Annotated in this window: 20 protein-coding genes; 9 read left to right on the forward strand and 11 right to left on the reverse strand. The window is 58.3% G+C overall.

Going from position 1 to position 19,511, the window contains the following annotated elements; all coding sequences use genetic code 11:
• Both CHU71_RS07540 and CHU71_RS07545 read left to right on the forward strand, forming a co-directional pair.
• Positions 1–669 carry a LysE/ArgO family amino acid transporter gene (locus CHU71_RS07540; protein WP_110092349.1) on the forward strand — a complete coding sequence of 223 codons (669 nt, stop codon included), beginning with the start codon at positions 1–3 and terminating at the stop codon, positions 667–669.
• A gap of 151 nt (positions 670–820) precedes the next feature.
• Positions 821–2,095, forward strand: coding sequence for an Nramp family divalent metal transporter (locus CHU71_RS07545; RefSeq protein ID WP_147760685.1), 1,275 nt, complete (start codon positions 821–823; stop codon positions 2,093–2,095).
• Between the two features lie 5 nt (positions 2,096–2,100).
• On the opposite strand, the gene CHU71_RS07550 is transcribed toward CHU71_RS07545, so the two are convergent.
• The 3 genes from CHU71_RS07550 to gatB all read right to left on the reverse strand — a co-directional run bounded on the left by CHU71_RS07550 (position 2,101) and on the right by gatB (position 6,327).
• Positions 2,101–3,531: a hypothetical protein gene (locus CHU71_RS07550; RefSeq protein ID WP_147760686.1), complete on the reverse strand. Its 1,431-nt coding sequence runs from the start codon at positions 3,529–3,531 to the stop codon at positions 2,101–2,103.
• Positions 3,532–3,684: 153 nt separating this feature from the next.
• Complete coding sequence (locus CHU71_RS07555) at positions 3,685–4,737, reverse strand: NAD(P)-dependent alcohol dehydrogenase (RefSeq protein WP_147760687.1); 1,053 nt, start codon at positions 4,735–4,737, stop codon at positions 3,685–3,687.
• A gap of 84 nt (positions 4,738–4,821) precedes the next feature.
• The gene (gatB, locus tag CHU71_RS07560; RefSeq protein WP_086891519.1) at positions 4,822–6,327 is read right to left on the reverse strand and encodes an Asp-tRNA(Asn)/Glu-tRNA(Gln) amidotransferase subunit GatB; all 1,506 of its coding nucleotides are present in this window, start codon (positions 6,325–6,327) and stop codon (positions 4,822–4,824) included.
• Between the two features lie 144 nt (positions 6,328–6,471).
• On the opposite strand from gatB, the gene CHU71_RS07565 reads away from it, so the two are divergent.
• Entirely contained in the window at positions 6,472–7,281 is an 810-nt protein-coding gene (locus tag CHU71_RS07565) for a DUF4261 domain-containing protein (protein WP_187272047.1), read from the forward strand.
• Positions 7,282–7,336: 55 nt separating this feature from the next.
• On the opposite strand, the gene CHU71_RS07570 is transcribed toward CHU71_RS07565, so the two are convergent.
• Both CHU71_RS07570 and CHU71_RS07575 read right to left on the reverse strand, forming a co-directional pair.
• Positions 7,337–8,368 (reverse strand): ATP-dependent 6-phosphofructokinase, encoded by a 1,032-nt coding sequence (locus CHU71_RS07570; protein WP_147760689.1) that lies wholly within the window; start codon positions 8,366–8,368, stop codon positions 7,337–7,339.
• Between the two features lie 10 nt (positions 8,369–8,378).
• Positions 8,379–9,779, reverse strand: a complete 1,401-nt coding sequence (locus CHU71_RS07575) for a DHA2 family efflux MFS transporter permease subunit (protein WP_201817226.1) — start codon at positions 9,777–9,779, stop codon at positions 8,379–8,381.
• Between the two features lie 47 nt (positions 9,780–9,826).
• Between CHU71_RS07575 and CHU71_RS07580 the strand changes: the two genes are divergently transcribed.
• Complete coding sequence (locus tag CHU71_RS07580) at positions 9,827–10,150, forward strand: hypothetical protein (protein WP_005532119.1); 324 nt, start codon at positions 9,827–9,829, stop codon at positions 10,148–10,150.
• A gap of 57 nt (positions 10,151–10,207) precedes the next feature.
• Here the strand turns inward: CHU71_RS07580 and CHU71_RS07585 are convergent, their stop codons facing one another.
• Genes CHU71_RS07585 through gatC form a run of 3 tightly spaced genes read right to left on the reverse strand, consistent with a single transcriptional unit; the run spans position 10,208 to position 12,809 of the window.
• The gene (locus tag CHU71_RS07585) at positions 10,208–11,017 is read right to left on the reverse strand and encodes a siderophore-interacting protein (RefSeq protein WP_005532116.1); all 810 of its coding nucleotides are present in this window, start codon (positions 11,015–11,017) and stop codon (positions 10,208–10,210) included.
• 5 nt (positions 11,018–11,022) lie between these two features.
• On the reverse strand, positions 11,023–12,507 hold the full coding sequence (gene gatA / locus CHU71_RS07590) for an Asp-tRNA(Asn)/Glu-tRNA(Gln) amidotransferase subunit GatA (protein WP_147760691.1): 1,485 nt from the start codon (positions 12,505–12,507) through the stop codon (positions 11,023–11,025).
• A complete protein-coding gene (gatC, locus tag CHU71_RS07595) occupies positions 12,507–12,809 on the reverse strand; it encodes an Asp-tRNA(Asn)/Glu-tRNA(Gln) amidotransferase subunit GatC (protein ID WP_086891525.1) in 303 nt (100 codons plus the stop codon). Before gatC ends, gatA begins: the two co-directional genes overlap by 1 nt.
• A gap of 198 nt (positions 12,810–13,007) precedes the next feature.
• Between gatC and CHU71_RS07600 the strand changes: the two genes are divergently transcribed.
• Positions 13,008–13,667: an amino acid-binding ACT domain protein gene (locus tag CHU71_RS07600; protein ID WP_147760692.1), complete on the forward strand. Its 660-nt coding sequence runs from the start codon at positions 13,008–13,010 to the stop codon at positions 13,665–13,667.
• Here the strand turns inward: CHU71_RS07600 and CHU71_RS07605 are convergent.
• The 3 genes from CHU71_RS07605 to ligA are packed head-to-tail and all read right to left on the reverse strand — an operon-like array spanning position 13,664 to position 16,558.
• Positions 13,664–13,984, reverse strand: coding sequence for a transcriptional regulator (locus CHU71_RS07605; RefSeq protein WP_086891527.1), 321 nt, complete (start codon positions 13,982–13,984; stop codon positions 13,664–13,666). The genes CHU71_RS07600 and CHU71_RS07605 overlap by 4 nt on opposite strands.
• Positions 13,985–13,996: 12 nt before the next feature.
• Positions 13,997–14,473, reverse strand: coding sequence for a hypothetical protein (locus CHU71_RS07610; RefSeq protein WP_147760693.1), 477 nt, complete (start codon positions 14,471–14,473; stop codon positions 13,997–13,999).
• Between the two features lie 48 nt (positions 14,474–14,521).
• A complete protein-coding gene (ligA, locus tag CHU71_RS07615; RefSeq protein ID WP_239297909.1) occupies positions 14,522–16,558 on the reverse strand; it encodes an NAD-dependent DNA ligase LigA in 2,037 nt (678 codons plus the stop codon).
• Positions 16,559–16,634: 76 nt separating this feature from the next.
• Here ligA and CHU71_RS07620 point away from each other — a divergent pair, with 76 nt between their 5' ends.
• From CHU71_RS07620 to CHU71_RS07635, 4 genes are read left to right on the forward strand one after another with little or no spacing between them, the layout of a single operon-like run.
• Entirely contained in the window at positions 16,635–17,306 is a 672-nt protein-coding gene (locus CHU71_RS07620; protein WP_147760695.1) for a 3'-5' exonuclease, read from the forward strand.
• A 38-nt stretch (positions 17,307–17,344) separates the two neighbouring features.
• Positions 17,345–17,866: a helix-turn-helix transcriptional regulator gene (locus CHU71_RS07625; protein WP_049146438.1), complete on the forward strand. Its 522-nt coding sequence runs from the start codon at positions 17,345–17,347 to the stop codon at positions 17,864–17,866.
• Entirely contained in the window at positions 17,866–18,876 is a 1,011-nt protein-coding gene (locus CHU71_RS07630) for a serine hydrolase (protein WP_187272048.1), read from the forward strand. Before CHU71_RS07625 ends, CHU71_RS07630 begins: the two co-directional genes overlap by 1 nt.
• A complete protein-coding gene (locus CHU71_RS07635; protein WP_147760696.1) occupies positions 18,873–19,184 on the forward strand; it encodes a hypothetical protein in 312 nt (103 codons plus the stop codon). The genes CHU71_RS07630 and CHU71_RS07635 overlap by 4 nt, the downstream gene beginning before the upstream one ends.
• Positions 19,185–19,511: the final 327 nt, after the last annotated feature.

Genomic DNA, 19,511 nt, shown 5'->3' on the forward strand with positions numbered 1-19,511 from the left:
ATGTCAGTTTTGCTCGCAGGCTTCCTCCTTGGCCTCTCCCTCATCGTCGCTATCGGCCCCCAAAATGCCTACATCATCAAGATGGGCGTCAAACGCGACCACATCGGTGCCATAATCCTTGCCTGCTTGCTTAGCGACGTCATCCTCATCAACGCCGGTGTAGGCGGCATGGGCGTGCTCGTTGAGAAGTTCCCCACCGGCCTGATCATCATGAAATACCTCGGCGCGGCTTACCTGATTTACTTTGGCTTTACCTGTTTCCGGGATGCATTCAAAAAGGAACAGGAAGCACTCGTCGTTTCAAGCACGCCCCCGTCTGCCCCTAATGAAACAGAGCTTGGCGGCGGCACCGCCGTAATGACCAAGCAGCGCACCAAGTCGCGCACCTGGGTCAAGCCAGTCATGGGCGCCATGGCTCTAACCTGGCTCAACCCACTCGCCTACGTCGACGTCCTGGTGATGCTCGGCGGTATCGCCCAGCATTACGGCGATCAACGCTGGATCTTCGCTGCAGGCGCAATCATGGCGAGCGCAGTCTGGTTCCCCACCGTGGGTTATGGCGCCTTCAAACTGTCTCACGTCCTGGCAAAACCCACTACCTGGCGCTACGTCAACTTCGCCATCGGCTGCGTCATGATGCTGCTGACAGCCAAGCTCCTGCTCCACTAATCGCGCCTTCACCAGTCGTGCCTTCACTAGTCGCACTCAGCGGCGCCAAAGCCGCCCGGTTACAAAGTCGAGTGCTCAAAACCACACCAGAGCGCCGGGCGCTACTCTATTGTGACCTGTAAAACATTTCGATTTACAGGAAGGCGCACCCATGAGCACCCCCGCATCCTCATCACCTCCCGCTAGTGGGCATAAAGACGTACCGAAGTGGAAAGTAATCGGACCTGGCCTCGTCGCCGCCGCAACCGGTGTTGGTTCTGGTGACTTGGTCGCCACACTCATCGCCGGTCAGAAGTACGGCTTCGCGCTTCTCTGGGCCTGCATCGCGGGCACCATCATGAAGATCGTTTTGGTCGAGGGCGTCGGACGCTACACCCTGGCCACCGGCAACACCATGTTCCATGGTTGGTCATCCCTCGGTAAATGGACCTCCTGGTACTTCGCCCCTTATATCATCATCTGGGGATTTGTGTACGGTGCCGCCGCCATGAGCGCCACCGGCATGGCTCTCCACGCGCTCATCCCGCAAGTCCCACTCGTAGCCTGGGCTGTCATCTCCGGCCTCATCGGCTTCGGATTAACCTGGGCCGGCCAATACCGAATGTTCGAGAAGATCATTGCCGTCTTGGTGGGCATCATGTTCCTCACCGTGGTGGGAATCGCCTGCCTATCGCTAAGCAACATCGGAGAAATCCTCAAGGGCTTGGTACCAACGCTGCCAGAGGGCTCATTCGTTTATGTGCTCTCTCTTGCCGGTGGTGTGGGTGGCACAATCACACTTGCCGCTTATGGCTATTGGCTGCATGAGAAAGGCTGGGACTCCCCTCCGTGGATGCGCGTCATGCGCCTCGACAACACCGTGGCTTACGTGGTCACCGGCATCTTTGTTGCTGCAATGCTCATCATCGGCGGCGACTTGCTCTACTCTGCCAACATCGCTGTTTCCAAGGGCGATAAGGGACTGATTGATCTGGCTGACGTCCTCCGTGACCGCTATGGCAGCTTCATGGCACCGGTCTTCTTGATTGGATTCTGGGCCGCCGCGCTGTCTTCCGTTCTTGGCGTGTGGAACGGCGTTTCCATGATGTTCGCTGACTACGTCGGGCACATCAAGAAGCTGCCCCAGGAACACCCCGATACGCAGATGGGTGGCAAGTACTACCGCTGGTACGTCTTGTGGCTTACCTTCCCACCGATGCTGCTGCTCTTCCTGGGCAAGCCCACGGCACTCGTTATTGCCTACGGTGTCCTCGGCGCATTCTTCATGCCATTCCTCGGCCTCACCCTATTGATATTGCTCAACACAAGGCACACGCCGCACGAGTGGCGCAACGGTTGGTTCGTCAACATGTTGATGGCCATTATCTCGGCGGCGTTTGTGTATATCTGCGTCAACGAGCTCACTAAGATCTTCGTTGGCGGCTAGTTAAGCTATTTCGCGTCTTCTGCCTCTTCGGTAGTTTCTTCAACGGCTTCCTCCGGATCTCCGGAGGCGCCCGCTTCTTCGAGCCAAGCCTTGATCTCTTCCTCCGTGCGATCTGTTTCTACAGCGTCACGCTCGGTATAGAAGGAAGCATCATTGCGGTTGTCCTCCCACACTTCTTTATCGAAATCAACGCTGTCATCGCTGTCGAGAGACTCGGCGACCTCGTAAGCGAGGTCGTCGAAAAGCGCCTCATCCTCCATGTTGGAGTCAACGATGTGCTGACCGAGCTCGTCGTCAAAGCGCGCCGCATCATATTCCTTGTCCGGGTGCAGCTTCAGGTGCAGCAGTGCGCGGATTCGCTCACGACGCATGCCCTCATCCCTAATCTGGCCGAGCGACTTGAGCCACGCTACCGCCAAGATGAAGACCAGGACAATGCCCATGTAGCCAAGAACCGGGTACACGTATTGCATCAGCGTCTTAAAGCCGGCGAAGGACACCGCGAAACCAGCAACACAACCAACGCTAAAGATGATGCGGTAGCGGGCTTCATGTCCGGACGAAAGGCGCTTACCCAGGGCGTAGAACATTCCGATCGCGGTATTAAAGATCATCAGATAGATAATGACCGCCATGATCACGCCGAGCACTGGGTGAATGGAATCCACCAGGGTCAACATCGGAATATCAGAGTCCCCAAGCATCTGGGAGTTCATGAGCAATGCAAACCCGGCAACGCCCATGAGTACCGAATAGAGAGCGCCGCCGACGACGCCGCCCCAGCCAGCCTCACGCGGGCTAATGTTGTCGCCGCCAATAACGAGGGACATGGACACGGCCAGAATCAGAGCCAGACCGTTGTAGTTGAGCGCGGATACCAGCCAGTTAGAGATCGGTGACTCAATTTCTGCGGATGTAGCGATGGCCACGCTGGGCTCTGCCGGCATATTCAGCGCTGTATAGATGCCAACGCCGAGCACCGCGATGATGATGCTCGGAGTCAGCAAGCCAATCACCTGGGAAACCTTGCTGACGTCCATCATGCCCACGGCAATCACCATGACCAGCATCAGCAAAGAACCAACCCAAGCAGGCCAGCCGAATTGTTGTTCCATGTTGGAACCCGCGCCGGCGAGCATCACGAAGCCCACGGCAAACAGCGTCAAAATGACAGCCACGTCCAAGACTCGCGAGATGAATGGGTGAGTTACCTCGCGGAAGACCTGATTGTGCTCAGAAGCATGGAAGTAGCTTCCCAGCTGAAGGAACACGGTGCCCGCAAGCGTCATAACCATGCCGGCGACAATAATTCCCCACACGCCGGGAAGGCCGAAGGACGTGAAGTACTGCACGACTTCCTGGCCAGTGGCAAAACCAGCACCGACAAGGAGGCCGACGAAGGACAAAGAAATGGATAGGATATTTTTCAAAGACACAGGTGTCTCAATGCCTTACTTGATAGACGATAGACCCGTTCCATGATACGGAAAGCCGCAGGTGACAACATTAAAGAACAGGGTGAGATTACGCCGCTTCCATAAAAAGCATGACGTACCTCACCCCGTGGGGAATGCACCAAGGCTCAGCTCCTAGGCGGGGAAGGTCTCCGTATCGATAACGAACCGGAACTTCACATCACCCGCGACCACGCGGTCATACGCCGCATCGACCTCGTCGACGCTGACCTTTTCAATCACTGCGCCAAAGCCGTGTTCGGCACAGAAATCCAGCATCTCCTGAGTTTCGGCAATGCCGCCAATGTTGTTACCGGTGAGCACCTTGCCGCCGCCAACGATGCGGTTCATACGCAGCGACAGCGCCTCTGGCGGCAAGCCAACTACGGACATGATGCCACGTGGCTTCAGCAAACCCAGGTAAGCCTCTAGGTCGTATTGCGCAGAAATCGTAGACAGGATGAAGTCGAACTCGCCGCGATGGTTCTTGAAGAAGTCTTCCTCTTCATTCGTCGCAAGAATGCGAGCCGCACCAAGTTCCTTTGCTTCCTTCTCCTTTCGAGAAGTACGAGAAAGGACGGCTACGTCAGCGCCCTTGGCTACAGCAATCTGGACGCCCATGTGGCCCAAACCGCCAAGGCCCACAATCGCGACCTTGTCGCGTTCCTTCACGTTCCAGCGAACCAGCGGAGAGTACGTAGTGATACCTGCGCACAGCAAAGGTGCCGCGACGTCGAAGTCAAGGGAGTCAGGAATGTTCAGGACGAAGTTCTCATTAACCACGACCTTCTGGGCGTAACCACCTTGAGTGATAGTGCCGTCAACGTCCTTGGAGTTATACGTTCCGACGCCACCATTAAGGCAGTTTTGTTCCATTCCGGCTTGGCACTGCTCGCATTCGCCACAGGAGTTTACGAGGCAGCCAACGCCCACACGGTCTCCGACCTTGAACTCGGTGACCTTGTCTCCGACTGCGGAAACTACGCCCGCGATTTCATGGCCCACCGTCAGCGGAAAGTGGGCCTCTCCCCACTCGTTGCGAATGGTGTGGATATCGGAGTGGCAGATGCCAGCAGCCTTGATATCGATGACAACGTCGTCTTCACGAGGATCGCGGCGCTCGATATCTACTACCGTGAAAGGCGCATCGGGCGCGGTCTTTTGCAGAGCTTTTGTCTTAATAGCCATGGGGACGATCCTACGCCAATTTTCATTATCGGCACTTAATGAAAATCATCCCCATGTAGCCACGGTGCAAAGGCACCGAGTTACTTACTTAAGCTTCTCCGCAATCAGCTTATTGACCTGTGCCGGGTCAGCCTTACCGCGGGTGGCCTTCATGACGGCGCCCACGATGGCACCGGTGACCTTCGTGTTGCCAGCTTTGTACTTCTCCACGATGTCCGGGTTAGCAGCAAGAGCCTCGTCAACAGCGGCTTCAATCGCGCCGTCGTCACGCACGACCTCGAGCCCGCGCTTTGCGACGACCTCGTCAACGTCACCCTCGCCTGCCAAGACGCCGTCGACAGCCTGGCGAGCAAGCTTATTCGTCAGCTTTCCCTCGTTAACCAAAGCCACAACGCGTGCGACCTGCTCCGGGGTGATTGCGAGCTCGGCCAGCTCGATACCGGCCTCGTTCGCCTTACCAGTCAGGTAAGAAACCCACCAAGAACGAGCCTCGTCCGGCTTTGCACCGGCTTCGACGGTGGCGACGATAAGGTCAAGCGCACCGGCGTTTACCAGGTCGCGCATCTCCTCATCCTTAAGGCCCCACTCCTCTTGAATGCGGGCGCGGCGAATCCACGGCATCTCCGGAAGGGTCTTGCGAATTTCCTCAACCCAGTCACGGGAGACGATAACCGGCGGAAGGTCCGGATCGTTGAAGTAGCGGTAGTCCTCAGCGGTCTCCTTCGGACGGCCCTTAGAGGTGGAACCGTCAGTTTCTTGGTAGTGGCGGGTCTCCTGCACGATCTCGCCGCCGTCGGTGATGACCTGAGCCTGGCGCTGCATCTCGAAGCGCACTGCCTGCTCGACGGACTTCAGCGAGTTGATGTTCTTGGTCTCGGTACGGGTACCAAACTCCTCCTGGCCAATCGGGCGCAGGGAAAGGTTGGAGTCCACGCGCATCGAGCCCTGGTCCATGCGCGCGTCAGAAACGCCGAGCGCTGCGACGAGCTCGCGAAGTGCGGAAACATATGCCTTGGCTACCTCTGGGGCACGCTCGCCCGCACCGATGATCGGCTTGGTGACGATCTCAATAAGCGGGATGCCTGCACGGTTGCAGTCAACCAGGGAGCTCGTCGCACCATGGATACGGCCGGTGGCTCCACCGATGTGGGTCAGCTTGCCGGTATCTTCCTCCATGTGTGCGCGCTCGATCTCAACGCGCCACTCGGTGCCATCCTCCAGAACGACATCCAGGTAACCGTCGTACGCGATCGGCTCATCGTACTGAGAGATCTGGTAGTTCTTCGGCTGGTCTGGGTAGAAGTAGTTCTTGCGCGCGAACCGAGAAGACTCAGCGATCTTGCAGTTGAGCGCAAGACCAATCTTGATTGCGCCCTCGACGCCGGCAGAGTTGACTACCGGCAGTGCGCCTGGCAGGCCCAAGGACACTGGGTCGACGTTCGAGTTCGGCGCTGCGTTGAAGTTCGTCGGCGATGTGGAAAACATCTTGGTTTGGGTATTGAGCTCGACGTGAACTTCCATACCCATTACTGGTTCGAACTTCTCCAGGACCTCGTCGTAGTCCATCAGGTCATAAATCGCAGCAGTCATGGGTGCCATCTTAGTATGAAGCCACGAACGCGCATGCATTCCCCTATGATGGCCGATACGGTTGCGCGGCGTGCGCCCGAAACCACCGCAGAACTAAAGCGAACCTACAGCGAAAGCAAGCCGCAAACAGCTAAGGAGCCCTCAATGACCACTGCTTCCCCTCAAGGAACCCCACACGCTGTTGACTATGGCCTCGTCACGTCTCTGGCCACCTCCCTCGTGTTCTTCGACAGCGCGCCCGACACCGAAGCGATGAAGTCCATGATTACACAAGCCTTCGGCCAGAACCTCGGACCGCTGGAGCAATCAGAGAAGTCCATGGTCGTAGAAATCAACGATGAGTATGCCCTCGCGTTTACTCCGGCCGCAGCAACTCGAGCAGACCTTGAAGGTGATCCATCCTTCCATCAGCACCCAATCCTGTCCGGTGATCCTGCAGGCTGGGAGGACATCGCGTGCATGGTCCTTATAAACGTCTTCCCCTCTAACGAGCGCCTCGAACTCATCAAGAACACCCGCGAGGCCCGCCTGCACCAGCTGGTCACGTTAGGCCTTGCGACGTCGGCAATTGCCCAGACTCCCGGCGCAATTGCGGTCCTTAACTCCGTGGGCCGCGTGGCCGAGAGCACGGAAAACTACGTTGAAGCTGTGGCCGATAAGCTGCCCGCGCACTACCTCGCGTCCACTTGGGTGGCACAGGACGACAACGGCCTTCAGGCCTACACTTTGGGCATGCCCATGCTCGGCCACCCAGAACTCCAGATCCGCGACTTCCAGGGCAGCCCCGACGAGCTGTACTCCGTGCTTGCCAACATTGCTGACTACGCCCAACAGGGCGCGACCTTAAAGGATGGCGACACCATGGCCTTCGCGGAGGGCGAACCCCCGATTCGCATCACTGCGGAGCCGTGGATTGTCGACGCCGACGTTCCCGCCCTTCGCATTCACTTCTAGACAAAACGGAAAATGTCACCTCACAGGCGCGGTGACATTTTTATATACGTCCTATTTAGCCAAACAACGCTTGGGCGTTGGCATAACGCTTTGGCGGAACCGTCTTAAGCTTGCCCACTGCCTCTTCGAGCGGAACAAGATCGATGTTCTCGCCATGCAAAGCGACACACATACCGGACTTGCCCTCGTGAGCGGCACGAGCTGCGTGCACGCCGTAACGGGTAGCCAGAACGCGGTCGTAGGCAGTCGGCGTACCGCCACGCTGGATGTGGCCAAGAACGGTGGTACGAACATCGTAGCCCGTACGCCTCTTGATTTCATCGCCGATGACTTGGCCAATGCCGTTGAAGGTCTGGTGACCGAACTGGTCTACCCCACCTTCCTCGAACTCCATGGTGCCTTCCTTCGGCAGCGCACCCTCAGCCACGCAGATGATTCCGTACTTCTCGCCCATCTGGAAGCGGCGCTCCATAGCTTTGGTGATCTCAGCGATGTCGAATGGAACCTCTGGGATAACCGTGTAATGAGCGCCACCAGCCATGCCGGCATGCAATGCGATCCAACCCACGTGACGGCCCATGACCTCGACGATGAGGATACGGTCATGGGACTCAGCAGTGGTGTGCAGGCGGTCGATAGCGTCAGTAGCCACGGATACTGCGGTATCGAAACCAAAGGTGTAGTCCGTAGCGTTAACGTCGTTATCAATGGTCTTCGGAACGCCGATAACCGGGATTCCGTTGTCGGACAGCCACTTGGCGCCCTTGAGCGTTCCCTCGCCACCGATGGCAACCAATGCGTCAACACCCGCATCCGCCATGTTGGTCTTGATGGTGTCCAGCCCAGCCTTGAACTTGTCTGGGTGCAGGCGACCCGTGCCGAGGATGGTACCGCCTCGCAGGAGGATACGGTCGATCTCGGCATCGTCGTAAAGATCGCGACGGCGGTCCTCCATGAGGCCTACCCATCCGTCCTCGTAGCCCACGACGGTGGAGCCAAATTCGTTGGAAGCGGTGCGAACGACCGCGCGGATAACAGCATTCAGTCCGGGGCAGTCGCCGCCGGAGGTAAGTACAGCAAGGCGCATATTCTCCAACTTACCCCTGATGGGCCGCGCCCGCACCGTGCAGGGTGTCTCTGAAGAAGAGCGAGGCGCATAGTCCCACGGCAAGCACCGCGACAATCACCCACAACGATGTGGCAATCCCCGCCGCTTGCAGCGCCGCAGACACCCCAGCAACGCCGAGCACCGAACCCACTTGGCGCGAGGTGTTGTACACGCCCGAAGCAGCGCCCATGAGTTCCGGCGCAACGTCGCGCATGGTCGTCGCAGCATTCGAGCCCCAGATGAAGGACTGCCCGAAACCAAGCAAGGCGATAGGAGCACACATCCACCACGCAGAAACGTCACTGATGATGACCGCAAACGCCGCGCCAAACGATGCCACCAGGATGCTAAATCCGGTCATCGCCAAGCGCCGCGGGTCCAAGCGGTCAGCCAAGATGCCCGCCAATGGCGAGACCACCAGCGAAACAATCGCCATTGGAGCGACGATGATTCCCGCTGTCCCCGCCGGCATACCCTTTTCGTTCTGCAGCCAGAGCATGAGGGGCAACATCATCGAGGCCGCCATAAAGCCCATTGTCACAATGGCCACGCTGCCTACCGCGTAATTCCTATCTGCAAAGAGCTGCAATGGCACTAGCGGCTCTGTTCCTCGCGCAGCTGCCGTTGCCTGCAAGCACATGAACCCCGCCAACGCGAGGCACCCAAACGCTAGCAGCGCCCAAATCCACACCGGCCATCCCGTTGCCGGCCCCTGCTGTATTCCAAACACCAGCGCCGTCAGGGCGAGGAAGGAAACAAATACTGAGAGCACATCAATCTTGCGAGACGTCGTCTGGAGCACGGGTACCCAAATTGCCGAAAGCACCACGGCAGCGATAACGAAAGGCATGTGCACCCAAAAGACCGCCTGCCAGCCGAATGCACCGACCAAAAAGCCACCCAGCAATGGTCCAGTCAGCGAAGCAACCGAACCAATAACACCCCAGGCGCCCAGCGCGCGGCCGCGGCGTTCACGCGCGAACACGCGATTGATAACCGCCATCGTCTGCGGCATCTGCAACGAAGCACCAATACCCTGCACCGCACGGGCTGCAATCAATATCTGAATATTTGGCGCCAGCGCGCACATCAGCGCGCCGATACCAAACAAACTCACTCCACACTGGAACATCTTCTTTTGTCCGAAGATGTCTCCCAAGCGACCCGTGAACAACAGTGGCACGACCACCGCTAGCAAGTAAATGGCTGAGACCCACAGAACCTCATTGACGTTGGCTGACAAGTCAGCCTGAATGCGAGGGAGGGCCACCGCAATCATCGATTGATCCAACAGGGAGACGAAAAATCCCAGGGAAAGCGCGAACATCGCGCGCCACGCATCGCGTTCCGGTGGCACCTCTGAGGCGGCTGCAAAAGTGGGCACTGTCATGCCGGGAAGTCTAGCCATCTCCCCAAAAGGAAGCCTAAACTGACCCCATGTCTATGATTGATGTAAAGAAACCAAAGCAAGTATCCACCGCAACCACCGTTGCCCTTGGCCTCATTGGCGGCTGGGTAACCGCCAAAGAAACGGGTATCCGCCCTCTCGGTGGCGTAATCCTCGGCGCGGCAGGCATCTGGGCCGGCCGTTCTTGGCTCGACAAGACCAATCCTGCCACCACTGCCGCTCTGTCTGCGCTCTACCTCGGCGCATTCGGCGCTTCCCACCCCCTCGCTAAGAAGATTGGAGCGTGGCCGTCTGTCCTTACCGTGACTGCAGCCTCTGCGGGCGCTGCATACTTCCTTTCAGATGCAAAGTAACTTCGGCGACAGCCTAGGAGTTAAGTAGCAAACCAAATAAGGCGTGCGCTCAAAACCCTATCGCCGGTTCTTCCAGTATCCAGAGATCGACGCATCCTGCTTAGCGACGCCCCTCTCCCGGAACAGGTAGCGCCGCGCATCCTTCACTATGCTCGACGGCCCACGCACGAACCAGGCCGTACGCGCGTGCTTTACGTTGTGTTCACGCAGGGCGTCGACAAGCGCCTGCCCTGCCGGCTTACCCTCCCGGTACAGCCACACCACCGACGAGCCCTCCGGCATCGGAATCTCGTGGCCCGGTGCTGCGACCTCCACGTAGGCAGTTGCGCTCGCCCCAGCCGGAATCCTCTCCAGGCCACAAGCAATCGCTGGTGCCGCCGACTCGTCGCCAGCAAACACAAACTCTTGAACCCCGGGCAGCGGTGTCGTCGGTGACCACTTGCCGCCTGGCCCCTTATAAGAAAACGTTTCTCCCACGTGCACATCACGCGCCCATGGTCCTGCCACCCCAACATCACCGTGGAAGAAGAAGTCGATCGCGATCTCTCCGGTGGCGGTGTCCACCTTGCGCAACGTGTACGAACGCGTCTGCTCACCGAAGAAAATCTTGATGTAGTGATCCGTCTTGTCTAAGGAAAGACCGACCATATCGGGCGCCTGAGCAAAGACCCGAATCATATCGACTGAAAGCTGCTGCTTGCCTGTCACGGTGGCGGTGCCATACCGCTTCTTAGCAACATGCTTGTGTGGCACCGCAGCGGGTGCGAGCTCGCCAGAAGAAAGAGCCTCACGTGCCGCACGGAACCCATCAGAGAATCCGGCGGCATAACCTGCCCGGAAACCCTCGGTCCAGTCTTGCTCAGGCATCGCCGCTACTTTCGGCCAGCCTCGTATGCCGCGCCAACCTTGTAGAGGCGATCGTCGGCAAACGCTGGCGCCATGATCTGCAGGCCGGTGGGCAGGTTCGTGTCCGATGCCAAACCGGAAGGAACGGACATGCCGCACACGCCAGCCAGGTTCAATGGCAGGGTGCACAGGTCGAAGTTGTACATCGCCATCGGATCCTCAACCTTCTCGCCCAGCTTGAAGGCCGTGGTCGGAGTGGTTGGGGAAACTAGGACGTCAACCTGCTCAAATGCCTTGGCAAAGTCCTGCGCAATGAGGGTGCGCACGCGCTGTGCCTGCAGGTAGTACGCGTCGTAGTAACCCACGGACAGCGCGTAGGTGCCCAGCATGATGCGGCGTTTGACCTCGGGGCCAAAGCCCTTGGCACGCGAGAGGGACATGACCTCTTCAGCAGAGTGCGTGCCGTCGTCGCCCTCACGCAGGCCGTAACGCATGCCATCGAAGCGAGCGAGGTTCGAGGAAACCTCACACGGCATGATCAGGTAGTACGCAGCGAGAGCATCGTCGAAGTGCGGGCAATCGACCTCTACGGTCTCCGCGCCCTGCGCCTTGAGCTGCTCTACAGATGCGTGGTAAGCCTCCATGACGCCCGGCTGCCAGCCATCGCGCTCGAACTGCTTGATGAGGCCAACCTTCACGCCCGAGAGGTCGCCGTTTGCACCCTCGCGGGCAGCAGCGACAACCGGAGCGACCGGCTTGTCCACCGAGGTGGCATCGAAGGAATCGTGGCCCGCGATGATCTCGTGCAGCAGCGCAGTATCCAGAACCGTGCGAGCGGTCGGACCAGCCTGGTCCAGCGAGGATGCGGCGGCGATGAGGCCGTAACGGGACACGGTGCCGTAGGTCGGCTTCACGCCAACGGTGTTGGTCAGTGCGGCTGGCTGACGAATGGATCCGCCGGTATCGGTACCAATGCCCAGCGGTGCCTGGCCCGCAGCCAGTGCAGCGGCGGTGCCGCCGCCAGAACCGCCCGGGGTGCGGTCAGTATCGTACGGGTTATGGGCTGGGCCATAAGCGGAGTTCTCGTTGGAAGAACCCATGGCGAACTCGTCCAAGTTGGTCTTGCCCAGAATCGGGATGCCCGCCTCACGCAGCTTGGTGACCAAGGTTGCGTCATAAGGAGACATCCAGCCTTCGAGCATCTTGGATGCCGCGGTAGTTGGGGCGTCGGTAGTAACCAGTAGGTCCTTCAGCGCCAGAGGCACGCCAGCCAGCGCGGAGGCCGGCTTCTCCCCCGCGTCGAGCGCCTTATCGACAGCGTCAGCGGTAGCGAGCGCCTGCTCTGCACCGACGTACAGGAACGCGTTGAGCTCATCGTTGGTGTCCGCGATGCGGTCCAAGAAAGCCTGGGTAACCTCGCGCGAAGTCAGCTCGCGGGAGTGAATCTTCTCCGCCAGCTCCGCAGCGGTCATGGACAGAATTCCCTCGGTTGGGGCGATAAAAGTAGTCATTATTCTTCTCCTCCACCCAGAATCTGCGGTACTACGAAACGCTCATCCTCTGCAGCCGGAGCCTGGTCCAGAGCCTGCTCGGCAGTCAGCGTGCGAACAATGACGTCCTCACGCATTGGGGCAACAACGGAGTGCGGGTGGGACATCGGCTCAACACCCTCGGCATCGACCTTGCCCACGGCAGACACGGAATCGACAATCTTGTCGATCTGCGTCGCAAACTGCTCCAGCTCTTCGTCGCTCAGCGCGAGGCGCGACAGCTTAGCCAAGTGAGCGACCTCTTCACGCGAAATCTCAGACACGCGTTCTCCATCCTTTTATTCACAGACGTGATTGGTTACATGCTTGTAGCTATCGCACCATGTTACTGCACCCAACCGAACACCACAGCACCGGTCCCACGGGCAGGTAACGATATGGATACACCCGCATCTCTATTGAACAGCGACAATTGTGGCCTGTACGATAGTGAAAACTATACCTCCTACCGAAAGTTAGCCATGTCTTTTCTCGTACGCGTCCTCATTCCAGACACACCTGGCAGTTTAGGCTTGCTGGCGGACGCGTTAGGCAACGTCAATGCCAATATTCAATCGGTAGACATCGTGGAAAACTTCCCCGACGGAACTGTCATGGATGACATTGTCATCGAGCTTCCGCAAGGGACCATGGCAGATGAGATTATTACAGCCGCGCAAGGCGTCGACGGCGTAGAGATCGACTCCATCCGACCATTTAGTGGCCGCGTCGACCGCCGCGGCCAGATTAGCTTGCTTGCCGACGTCGCTTCCAAGAAGAACGTCACCGCCGCTATGCAGGAAGTATGCGCCGCAATTCCGAAGGCGCTTACCTCTAACTGGGCCATCGTAATCAACAACAATGCCCCCATCAGCCGCGTGGCTGGCTCCGATGCCGCACCAGAAGATGACGGCTCCATCCCCACTAACATCGACGTAGACACCGCCCGAGTCCTTCACCCTGAGCGCGAGGCCTGGATCCCTAAGTCCTGGGCACTCCTTGATTCTGCACTGGCCGCTGCTCCCCTCGTTGGCACCAACTACGTCATCGTAATGGGCCGCGTCGGTGGACCTGACTACCTCGCATCAGAGGTCGAGCACCTTGGACACTTGGGAACTATCTTGGGGGCATTCCTCCGCTAATCCATCGACTCAGCCGTCAAACCCTGAACAATCCGATCTAAACAGAGCAGGTAGTTCTCAAATTGCTGTCTGCCCTGTTTCGTAAGTTTCAGATTGGTTACTGGCGTACGGGAAACAAATTGCTTATCCACTTTTACTAAGCTGGCCTGTTCCAACACTCCAAGGTGCTTAGTCAAAAGCGAATAGCTGACACCAAGGGCATCCTTCAGCGTCTGATAGTCAACCGAGTCAACTGAATTCAGCGCCCCCAAGATACTCAACCGCACTGGAGAATGCAGCGTTCCATCAAGACCATTTCGCGCTTGCGATAAGTCCATCGCTTTATCCTCCTATGCGTTTTTACGAGCCTGGTTTACAAACCATAGACCCAAAATCGTGATTGGAGCTACGGACAAAGCACTGGCAATCACGACTACAACTACATCAGCCAGATCGTTTGTCTCTCCAATCCACAGCCAACCCCCGAAAATGGCTAACGCTAGCGGCGGGATTGCGCTAAATGCGTAGATGCGCCCGAATCCCCGAGGATGAACACGACGGTTCTTGGTTTGCTCATTGCGGAAGCGCCACACCCAAGCAAGCCATATAAACAGCAAAATCAGACGCACTAAGGCTCCCCACCCCTGCGTGTCTATAAGAAAATTGACCACTAGGAAAATTGCGGTTGCTAACCCCATCTTTACGAAGCCCCATCCCTCACCTTCGCTCAGACCACTTGGAAGACCAGATTTCTTAGCACTAGAACGCTGCGCCATGACATTCCCTTTCGCTACTCCTGAACTGACATTCACCAGAGTAACAACCACATTACAAAACGTAAAGTGGTTTACAGTCCTACTTTTGTTAGTGAAGTTCTAAGCCTCCCCAGCTTCCAACAGCTCCTTAAAGGCATTCTCATCAAGGATTTTCAAGTTCAAATCCCGCGCCTTCGCCTCCTTCGAGCCGGCATTCTCACCAACCACGACATAATCGGTCTTCTTCGAAACCGAGCCCGAGGCCTTACCTCCCCTTGCGATGATGGCCTCCTTCGCCGAGTCTCGGGAGAAGTTCTCCAGCGTGCCGGTTACGACGATCGTAAGCCCCTCCAGCGTCTGCTCTAGTTTTTCGGTGACCGTGTCTTCCATGGTCACGCCTGCGGCAGCCCACTTCTCGACGATGTTGCGATGCCAATCTTCCTCGAACCACGCCTTAAACGACGCCGCGATGATCCCACCTACGCCGTCGGTATCCGCGAGCTCGCTTTCCGACGCTGCGCGTAGCGCCTCCATCGACCCGAACCTCGTCGCCAGTGCGCGCGCAGCAATCGGGCCAACGTGGCGAATCGAAAGGCTCACCAGGACCCGCCAAAAGTCAGTCTCGCGGGCACTTTCCAAATTTTTCAGTAGTTTCTTGCCTTGCGCGTTGAGCTTGCCAGCCTTGGTGGTGTACATCGAGGACTTCAGCAGCTTTTCTTCGTCCAGTTCAAAGAGGTCAGCCTCGTCTCCTAAAACGCCCGACTCGATTAGGTCAATGGCGGCCTTCTCCCCCAACGCTTCGATGTCCAGCGCTTTGCGTGAAGCCAGGTACTCCAAGCGCGCCGACAACTGGGCCGGGCAGCTGCGTGTATTCGGGCAACGCCAGTCTTGGTCGCCGTCCTTCTGTGGGGCAAGTTTAGTGCCACAAGACGGGCAGTTCTCCGGAAATACCCACTCGTGCACGGAGTCATCCCGCAGCTCCAGAACCGGCCCAAGCACCTCAGGGATAATCTCGCCCGCCTTGCGGATGATGATGGTGTCCCCAATCATAACGCCCTTGTTCTTGACCTCGAACTGATTGTGGAGGGTCGCCTTCGACACCGTGGAGCCTGAGACAAACACCGGTTCCATCACCGCGAATGGGGTGATCCTGCCCGTGCGACCCACTCCTACCTCAATGTCCAGCAGCTTGGTGGTCACCTCCTCAGGCGGGTATTTATAAGCGATGGCCCAGCGCGGCGCGCGCGACGTCGCACCCAACGCACGCTGCGAAGCCAAGTCGTCGACCTTGACCACGAGGCCGTCCATCTCAAAATAGGCGTCATGACGGTGTTCCGCCCAGTGCTTGACTTCCTTCTGCACTGCGGCCGCTGATTTAACCTGCTTGGTGTACGGCGAGACTGGGAAGCCCCAGGCCTCCAAGGCCTTGTAGGCATCATGTTGGGAGCTTGGCTGGAAGCCTTCACGTGCGCCAATACCGTGGCACACCATGTGTAGGCGGCGCTTCTTCACCTCGTTGGGGTCCTTCATGCGCAGGCCACCTGCCGCAGCATTACGCGGGTTGGCAAACGTCGGCTTGCCATCCTCGCGGCGCGCCGCGTTGATTTCCGCAAACTCGTCAGGGCGCATGTAGACCTCGCCGCGAACCTCAACCAGCGCCGGCACTGGATACTCATCGGTGCCGCTCAGCTCGTGCGGGATATCCGTAATCACCTTGGCATTGGCGGTGATGTCTTCTCCCACGCGGCCGTCGCCACGCGTTGCCGCGGTGGTCAGCTTGCCATCCCGATAGACCAAGTCGATGGACAGGCCATCAATCTTCAGCTCCGTCAAGTACGTCTGCGCCGGCGTTCGGTCGAGCCAATCCTGCATCTCCGATTCATTGAAAACATTGTCCAAGCTGTAGAGGCGCTCCAAGTGCTCAATATCCGCAGCGCCCTCCGGCGCCGCGCCAACCTGTTGGGTGGGCGAATCAGGAACAGCCAGCTCAGGATGCTCTGCCTCAAGCTTGAGCAGGCGCTGGAACAGTTCGTCAAAGTCAGCGTCAGGGATCGAAGGCTCACCGTTGTAATAGAGCTCGCGGTGCTTGCGCACTTCTTGCGCAAGCTCGGACCACTTTCGTTGGATATCTACGGAGTTTTCTGCAGAGTTAGTCACGGTCAACCAGTCTAGTCATCACCTCCGACACCGAGTGCCACAGTCCGTGTCCGATCCAAGCGCTAAAGTGTTTCACATGAACTTCGACGCCACCCGCATGCTCTCCTTCGACCTCGAAACCACCTCCGTCAACCCCAAAGAAGCGCGCATCGTCACCTCTGCGTTGGTGCGCATTGATGGACGCGACGTCGACAAACGCGAAATGCTCGCAGACCCCGGCGTGGAAATCCCCGAGGCAGCCGCCAAGATCCATGGCATCACCACTGAAAAGGCACGCGCGGAGGGTCAGCCACACGACGAAGTCCTAGCCGAGACGGTCCGCTCCATCCGTCAGGCGTGGGACGACGGTCTGACGCTCATCGTCTACAACGCCGCCTATGACCTCTCCGTTTTGCGCGCACTCACGGGCGATTTCACGGTTGACGGTCCGGTTTTCGATCCCTTCGTCATCGACCGCGTCAAGGACAAGTGGCGCAAGGGCAAGCGCACGCTTGGCGACGTTTCTGCACACTACGGCGTCACCCTCGAAAACGCTCACGAAGCAACCTCGGACGCACTCGCCGCAGCTCGCATCGCCTGGATGCAGGTGCGTCAGCACTTCCCAGAACTGGCCCAAATGGACACCACCGAGCTCATGGAGTACCAGGCCGTCGAATGGTACAAGGACCGCGAGTCCTTCAAGAAGTACTTGGAAGGCCAAGGTAAGGACGCAAGCGACATCTCCACCGCTTGGCCAATGATTGGCTAAATATTGCGATATTTTTAAAATTCTGGAATACTATAAATATGAATTCCAGAACTTCCGCACCTCAACTCGAAGCCCGCCTCGCCGCCCTCGAGGCCCGTGTCGAGGCTCTCGAAGGGCAGCACTCGGTCACTCCGCCCCCAGCACCCACCTCCGATTCCCGCTACTGGCTCGTCGAGGCCCTCGAAGAAGGGCCCGACATTCCCGACGGCTCCGTCATCTTTGGCGGCGACGTCACCATCGGCAATCGCGAGTACAAATACCAATGGCAGCGCCCCACCCAATTCGTCACCGACGAGTCTTGGGAAGAAAGCATCAAGCGTCTTACCGCCATCGCACATCCCACCCGCGCGGAGATCCTGCGTCGCCTCCTGTGTGCGCCCGCCAGCGTCAGCGACCTTGTGCAGGAGGGGCTGGCTAGCTCGACAGGAACCGCATATCACCACCTCAACGAACTCAGCAGCGCCGGGTGGATCGCCAAATCCAAGTCCGGCGCCTTCGAAATCCGGCCGGCCCGCGTCATCCCCCTCATGACAATCATCACGGCGGTGGAGGCACACTAATGAACTTTTCCATTGGCAAACTCGCAATCGGATTCCTGGTCGCTGCTCTCGTAGCAGCCGGCCTTGTCCTGGTAGGCCCTCACCGCATCGCCCTGGCAACCGAGGCCACTGGCTCGACCGACCTAGCCCAGAAGCTGCGTGACAATGCACAGCGCGGACACCACAATCTGACGGCCTTTACGCTGTCGAACGGCAAGGTCTCCTTCGCAGGCCTTGGCGCCGACGAACATACCGAGGTCGAAATCGGCTCCGTAACCAAGATGTTCACCGCTGAACTGCTGCGCCAGGAGGTTGAGAGCCAGCATCTGACCTACGAAACCAAGGTGGGCGAGGTCCTCGACACCGGCGACTCCCCCATTAGCGACGTCACCCTCACCGAGCTCACCAAGCACACCTCGGGACTTCCCCGCCTCGCCCAAGGCACCAGCTTTCTTAGCTTAACCTCGGCTTTTAGCGGCAAGAATCCCTACGCCAACGAGACCAAGGCAGACATCCTCTCCGCCGCCAAGGACGCGAAAATAACGGGCCGCGGCACCGAGTCCTATTCCAACCTCGGATACGCCTTGTTGGGCTTGGTGCTAGAAGAGTCCTCCGGCAAATCCTACGAGCAGCTCCTACGATCCAACATCCTCGAGCCCGCCGGCATGGAGGAGACTTACCTCATGAGCCTAGGGGCAGTGCCTGACAACGCCCCGCGCGGGCTGACCAATCGCGGCAGAAGCGCCGAACCCTGGGAGATGCCCGGCACAGGTCCAGCCGGCGCTATCCGTTCGACTGCACACGACATGGCTAAGTTTGCCGAGTGGATGCTCGCGTACGGCGACTTCACCCACGGCTGGCAAGAAAACCCAGTCGAGGACGGCGGCGGCTTCTGGCACAACGGCGGCACCTACGGCTATTCCTCGATGCTCATCATTGACCCACGCACTCGCCACGCAGCCTTCGTCAACAACGATTCCCCTGCCGGGGCCAAAGACATCACGCGAACCATCTTCAAGGAGCTGCCATGATGGACTATTTACCCCTGCTGGTCACCGCATTTTTCCTCTGCAACATCGTCCGGTCCATATGGAAGTCCTGGACCGCTCCGAAAATCACGAGCTACCGCATTTTCGATGCCGTGATAACCTGGCTCGTCGTCGCTTTTCTCGGAGGTGTACTCGGCTGGAACAGCTCGCTGAGCATCTGGTGGTGGTATGCGCTCGTGGCGCTGACCGCGCTTTATGCGGGCACAGTCGCGCTACGCCTACAGATCCCCCGCGTCGCGCACGAGCACCTTCACCAGCAATCGCAAAACCAATACGGCGTCCCTCGCTGAGATGTTCGCCCAAGCCGTCGATGTTCTGCCCAGTCTCCAACCCCTTGAACGAGGTAATGAAGGTACTTGCCGCGGCTGCCATCTCCCACAAGGGTTCAGCGTGGAGATAGTCAGCGCCAAAAGACTCGAGCGTATCGAAGGCCACTTCAGCCGGTTGGTAGCAATGACGGCACTTTATGCTGGAAAAGCGGCCTTTCACAGAAAGTCTCCCAAATCTCCAACCTCCGAAAAGTCTCCCAAATCTCCAAAATCTCCCATCTTGAGGTAGCGTTGCCGTCTATGAGCACCCGCAGTAATCCTTTCCGCCCCACCTTCGGAGTCCCGCCT

The organism is Corynebacterium sp. LK14 (genome assembly GCF_008042215.1).
Classification (GTDB): Bacteria; Actinomycetota; Actinomycetes; order Mycobacteriales; family Mycobacteriaceae; genus Corynebacterium; species Corynebacterium striatum.

Bases quoted from the DNA above. Each gene is read 5' to 3' on its own strand.
- CHU71_RS07570 (WP_147760689.1), bottom strand. From the start codon at position 8,368: ATGCGCCTTGCTGTACTTACCTCCGGCGGCGACTGCCCCGGACTGAAT.
- CHU71_RS07580 (WP_005532119.1), top strand. From the start codon at position 9,827: ATGTCTATGATTGATGTAAAGAAACCAAAGCAAGTATCCACCGCAACC.
- CHU71_RS07545 (WP_147760685.1), top strand. From the start codon at position 821: ATGAGCACCCCCGCATCCTCATCACCTCCCGCTAGTGGGCATAAAGAC.
- CHU71_RS07620 (WP_147760695.1), top strand. From the start codon at position 16,635: ATGAACTTCGACGCCACCCGCATGCTCTCCTTCGACCTCGAAACCACC.
- CHU71_RS07630 (WP_187272048.1), top strand. From the start codon at position 17,866: ATGAACTTTTCCATTGGCAAACTCGCAATCGGATTCCTGGTCGCTGCT.
- CHU71_RS07605 (WP_086891527.1), bottom strand. From the start codon at position 13,984: ATGGACTTATCGCAAGCGCGAAATGGTCTTGATGGAACGCTGCATTCT.
- CHU71_RS07575 (WP_201817226.1), bottom strand. From the start codon at position 9,779: ATGACAGTGCCCACTTTTGCAGCCGCCTCAGAGGTGCCACCGGAACGC.
- CHU71_RS07540 (WP_110092349.1), top strand. From the start codon at position 1: ATGTCAGTTTTGCTCGCAGGCTTCCTCCTTGGCCTCTCCCTCATCGTC.
- CHU71_RS07600 (WP_147760692.1), top strand. From the start codon at position 13,008: ATGTCTTTTCTCGTACGCGTCCTCATTCCAGACACACCTGGCAGTTTA.
- CHU71_RS07625 (WP_049146438.1), top strand. From the start codon at position 17,345: ATGAATTCCAGAACTTCCGCACCTCAACTCGAAGCCCGCCTCGCCGCC.
- CHU71_RS07585 (WP_005532116.1), bottom strand. From the start codon at position 11,017: ATGCCTGAGCAAGACTGGACCGAGGGTTTCCGGGCAGGTTATGCCGCC.
- CHU71_RS07635 (WP_147760696.1), top strand. From the start codon at position 18,873: ATGATGGACTATTTACCCCTGCTGGTCACCGCATTTTTCCTCTGCAAC.
- gatA (WP_147760691.1), bottom strand. From the start codon at position 12,507: ATGACTACTTTTATCGCCCCAACCGAGGGAATTCTGTCCATGACCGCT.
- CHU71_RS07555 (WP_147760687.1), bottom strand. From the start codon at position 4,737: ATGGCTATTAAGACAAAAGCTCTGCAAAAGACCGCGCCCGATGCGCCT.
- gatB (WP_086891519.1), bottom strand. From the start codon at position 6,327: ATGACTGCTGCGATTTATGACCTGATGGACTACGACGAGGTCCTGGAG.
- CHU71_RS07565 (WP_187272047.1), top strand. From the start codon at position 6,472: ATGACCACTGCTTCCCCTCAAGGAACCCCACACGCTGTTGACTATGGC.